Annotated in this window: 4 protein-coding genes and 1 pseudogene; 4 read left to right on the top strand and 1 reads right to left on the bottom strand. The window is 74.4% G+C overall.

Annotation, left to right across the window (positions count from 1 at the left end; genetic code table 11):
• The 4 genes and pseudogenes from GUY61_RS35470 to GUY61_RS35485 all read left to right on the top strand — a co-directional run.
• Window positions 1-928, top strand: a pseudogene (locus GUY61_RS35470) (hypothetical protein); the annotation flags it as partial.
• Between the two features lie 9 nt (window positions 929-937).
• Window positions 938-1,105: a hypothetical protein gene (locus GUY61_RS35475; protein WP_166634426.1), complete on the top strand. Its 168-nt coding sequence runs from the start codon at window positions 938-940 to the stop codon at window positions 1,103-1,105.
• 132 nt (window positions 1,106-1,237) lie between these two features.
• On the top strand, window positions 1,238-1,798 hold the full coding sequence (locus GUY61_RS35480; RefSeq protein WP_166634427.1) for a GNAT family N-acetyltransferase: 561 nt from the start codon (window positions 1,238-1,240) through the stop codon (window positions 1,796-1,798).
• A gap of 128 nt (window positions 1,799-1,926) precedes the next feature.
• Window positions 1,927-3,480, top strand: a complete 1,554-nt coding sequence (locus GUY61_RS35485) for a zinc-binding dehydrogenase (protein ID WP_166634428.1) — start codon at window positions 1,927-1,929, stop codon at window positions 3,478-3,480.
• A gap of 204 nt (window positions 3,481-3,684) precedes the next feature.
• On the opposite strand, the gene GUY61_RS35490 is transcribed toward GUY61_RS35485, so the two are convergent.
• A complete protein-coding gene (locus GUY61_RS35490) occupies window positions 3,685-4,011 on the bottom strand; it encodes an antibiotic biosynthesis monooxygenase (protein WP_166634429.1) in 327 nt (108 codons plus the stop codon).
• Between the last annotated feature and the right edge of the window lie 122 nt (window positions 4,012-4,133).

Below are 4,133 nucleotides of genomic sequence, written 5' to 3' on the forward strand. Positions count from 1 at the left end.
GGGTGAGCCCGACCCGTCCGCGGACCGGCCCGGGCTCACCCCCGCCACCGTCGAGGCGCTCGACGACATGGCGGCCGTCTTCGCCGCGCTCACCCAGCGGCGCGGCGGGGCGCACGCCCGCACCGCGCTCGCCGAGTACCTCGCCACCGAAGCCGTACCGCTGCTCACCGCGCCCGCCCCCACCGAGCCGTTGCGCCGCCGGGTCTTCACCGGAGTCGCCCGGCTCACCCTGCTCCTCGGCGGGATGTGCCTGGACGCGGGCGCCCAGGGCCTCGCGCAGCACTACTACAGAACCGGCCACGACCTGGCCCGCGACGCCGCCGACGACCTCACCCGTGCCGTCGCGCTGCGCGCCATGAGCAGCCAGGCCCGCGTCCTGGAGGACCATGAACGGGCCTTGCGTCTCGCCGAGGCCGCCGTCGACCTCGCGGGCCCCAACCCGCCTCCGGGCGTGCACGCCTTCCTGCTCGCCCAGCGTGCCGTCACTCTCGCCGACCGGGGCGACCGGCGCGGCGCGCTGGACGCGCTCGCCCGGGCCGAGGCCGCGCACGAGCGGGCGTCCCGGCGCGGCGGCGCGTTCACGACGTACTCACGGGCCGGGCTCCACCACCAGGCGGGAGAGGCCCTGAGCGCCCTCGGCGACCCGGCCGCGAGCGCCGCGTACGAGGCGTCCGTACGTCACCGTGCGCCCGGCCACCACCGCCAACTCGCCCTGACCCGGGCCCGCCTGGCCGAGGCGGAACTGCGCGCCGGCGAGCTGGAACGTGCCTGTCACCACTGGGACGCCTTCCTCGGCAGCGTGCCGTACGTCCCCGCCTCCTGCCCCGTGCGGCGGGCACTGAGGCAGCTGCGCAGCGAACTCAACCCGCACCGGACGCATCCCCTCGCCCGCGCGGTCCTCGCCAGGGCCGCCACGCTCGCGCCGTGAGTTTGGGCCGTGAGTTTGGGCCGGACGGCAGGGGGTGACAACTGCATCTCCGAACGCCACCGCGCGCTGCGCGAGAGCTGGAGCGGACGCGAGGGCGAGGACCAGGGCGGTACGGAGGAACTGCGGCCGGCACTGCGCAAGTACCGCGACCTCACCGAGCAGCTCCTCAATGCCTGAGACGATCCGGGCCCGGAGAGTCCGGCCGAGAGCCGGACGGGCCGCGGTCCGCACCCGGACCGGGCGACCGGAATGGGCAGGCGGGGCGCTGGAGCGAACTGCGTGCGGCGCCCCGCCCTCTAAGCTGCTCCGGTGATCAGCGATTCTTTCTCCCTGGCACCCGGCGTCGTCATGCGCACCCTGGAAGTCACCGACGCCGAGGCGCTGTCCGAGGCGTACCGGGTCAACCGGGAGCACCTCGGGCCCTGGGAGCCGCGCAGGCCGGAGGACTTCTACACGCCGGAGGGGCAGGACGTCCGCGTGCGCGAGCGGCTCGCGCAGCGCGACGAGGGCCGGCTCCTGCCCTGGGTGCTGACCGACAACGGCACGATCGTGGGCGGGATCAACCTCGCCAACGTGGTGACGGGCCCGTTCCGGAGCGCCAACCTCGGTTACTGGATGGCCGCGAGCCACACCGGTCGCGGCCTCGCGACCGGCGCCGTCGCGCACGCGTGCGACTTCGCCCGCGACAGGCGCATCCTGCACCGGATCGAGGCGGGCACCCTCGTCCACAACACGGCGTCGCAGCGCGTCCTGGCCAAGTGCGGGTTCGAGGCCATCGGCCTGGCCCGGTCCTATCTCCACATCGACGGGGCCTGGCGCGACCACCGTCTCTTCCAGCGGATCCTGCACGACGACCCCCCACCCGCATAGCGGCTCGTGAGATGCCGGGCGCGGCGGCCGGTGCCTACGATCCGCGCAGGGCGGCCGCGAGGGGCCGAAGCCCCAGCCGGTGGTTGTCCTCGTCGTGGAAGTGCCGGCGCATCGGACGGGAAGGTGCCATGGACGTCCGCGCTCGCCTGGCCGCCCCGCCGGCCCGAGTGGTCCTGCGGTCGGAAGGCGGTTGGCCGCTGAGCAGGGCGGTGCTGCTGCTCACCTACATCGAGCGGGCATCAGGATGTTCCCGCACGGTCCCGCTCCTGTACGCGCCCTGCCCCGGCGGTACGGGCGGTCCGGACGACCTCGGCGGTCCGGGGGGCACCGACGGCGGTGCGGGAGACTGCTACTGCGTCTTCGGCGGTGTATCGGGCTCCGCGGGCTGGTGGCGTGACGTGGTTCCGGCCGCACCGGTGCGGCTGCTGATGGCCGGCCAGCAACTGGACGCGACCGCCGAGGTGCTGGACAGCGCGGTCGCGGCTCCCGAGGCACTGCGCGCCCTGCGGGCCTACCGGCGCAGGTTCCCCTGGACCGTCCCGTCCCGCGACGGGGTGGTGATGCTGTGCCTCCGCCCGCGCCGCACGTCCGCCGCCCGCCCCGGCGCGGGACGGCCGGTGAACCGGCGGGTGGTGGTCACGCGGTACGGCGGTCCCGAGACCCTGCGTGTGGTCGAGGAGGCGCTGCCGCAGCCAGGGCCCGGAGAGGTACGGGTCCGGGTCACCGCGGCGGAGGTGAACTTCACGGACCTCCTGCTGCGCGAGGGCGTCTATCCGGACGGGCCGAGGCCTCCCTTCACGCCTGGATACGCCCTGGTCGGCGTGGTCGACGAGGTCGGGCCGGGCGCTGTCGGGCCGGGTGCCGGACCTGGCACCGACGCCATGGAGAAGGGCAGGACCGTGGCGGCCATGACCGTTCACGGCGCCTGCGCCGACTACATCTGCCTGCCCGTCCGGCGGCTGGTGTCCGTACCGCCGGGGGTCTCCGACCCGGACGCGCTCGCCGTCGTCTTCACCTACGCCACCGCGTACCAGTTGCTGCACCGGGCGGCCCGGGTCCGAGCCGGCGAGCGCGTGCTGTTCCAGGGCGCCGGGGGAGCGGTCGGGACGGCCGCCCTGCAACTGGGGCGGTGCCACGGCCTCGAGATGTACGGCACGGCCGCCGGTGACACGAGGGCGAAGGTGACCGCCCTCGGGGCCACGGTGATCGACTACACCACCGAGAACGTACCGGAGCGCGTACGCGCGTACACGGGCGGCGGCGTGGACGTCGTGCTCGACGGGATCGGCGGCCGGACGGTCCGTGACTCCTACCGGGCGCTGCGCCGGGGCGGGCGGCTGGTCCTCTTCGGACACTCCGCCGCCCTGTCGCGGGGCCGGGCACGCGGGCTGCCGCACAAGGTCGGCTTCTACCTCGCCATGGTCCCGGTGTTCCTGAGGGCTCCGCTGGACGGGAAGAAGGTCGTGACCTACCGCGTCGCCGTGCTGCGCGACCACCGCCCCGACTGGTACGCGCAGGACGTCGCGGCCCTGTTCGGCCTCCTCGCCCGTGGCGGGATCGCACCGCCGGTCCCCGAGGCGCTCCCGCTGACGCAGGCGGCGCGGGCCCACGAGCGCATCGGGTCGGGTGAGGCGGGCAAGCAGATCCTGCTGTGCCGCCCCACCGCCGACCACGCGGGCTGACCCCGACCGGCCGTGGGGTCCTTCCGCGGGCCGATCCGACGTGGCGCGGAAAGACGTGGCAGGGAAAGACGTGGCACGGAAAGAAGTGACCCACGGCCCGGACGGGTGGCTCCGGCGGTACGGGCGATCGACAGGCGATCGACGTCCGTCGATGAGCCTGCCGCGCGTCGCATCTCCGTCTGCCGCCTGCGGCGGACGGCGGGATCATGCCTCCTTGGGGCCGGTCTGCTGGACGACCTCGAAGGACCACACCGTGGAACCGGTCGCGGCCGGCTTCGGGCGCTCGCCCTCCGTGGCTCCGCCGCGGTGCGCGGCCTTCATGGGGCCCTCCATCCACGACTGAAAGGACTCCTCGTCGCGCCACCGGGTGTAGACGAGGTAGCTGTCGGTGCCCTCCACCGGGCGCAGCAGCTCGAACCACTCGAAGCCGTCGGAGCTCTCCACGGCTCCCGCGCGTGAGGCGAACCGCTTCTCCAGGACCTCGCGCTGCTCGGCGGGGACCTCCAGGACATTGATCTTCACGATGCTCATGCACCCATCCTGCCTCAGGGGCCGAGAAGCCTAACCGCCGCCCGTACCTTGCTCCGGCTGCGGGCACTGTCGCCACCGGGGCGCGGGCGGCGGCCGTTGGGAAAGCGGGGTGAGCGTGGGCC

Origin of the sequence: Streptomyces sp. GC420 (assembly GCF_009916105.1) — a bacterium.
In the GTDB taxonomy this organism is placed as follows: Bacteria; Actinomycetota; Actinomycetes; order Streptomycetales; family Streptomycetaceae; genus Streptomyces.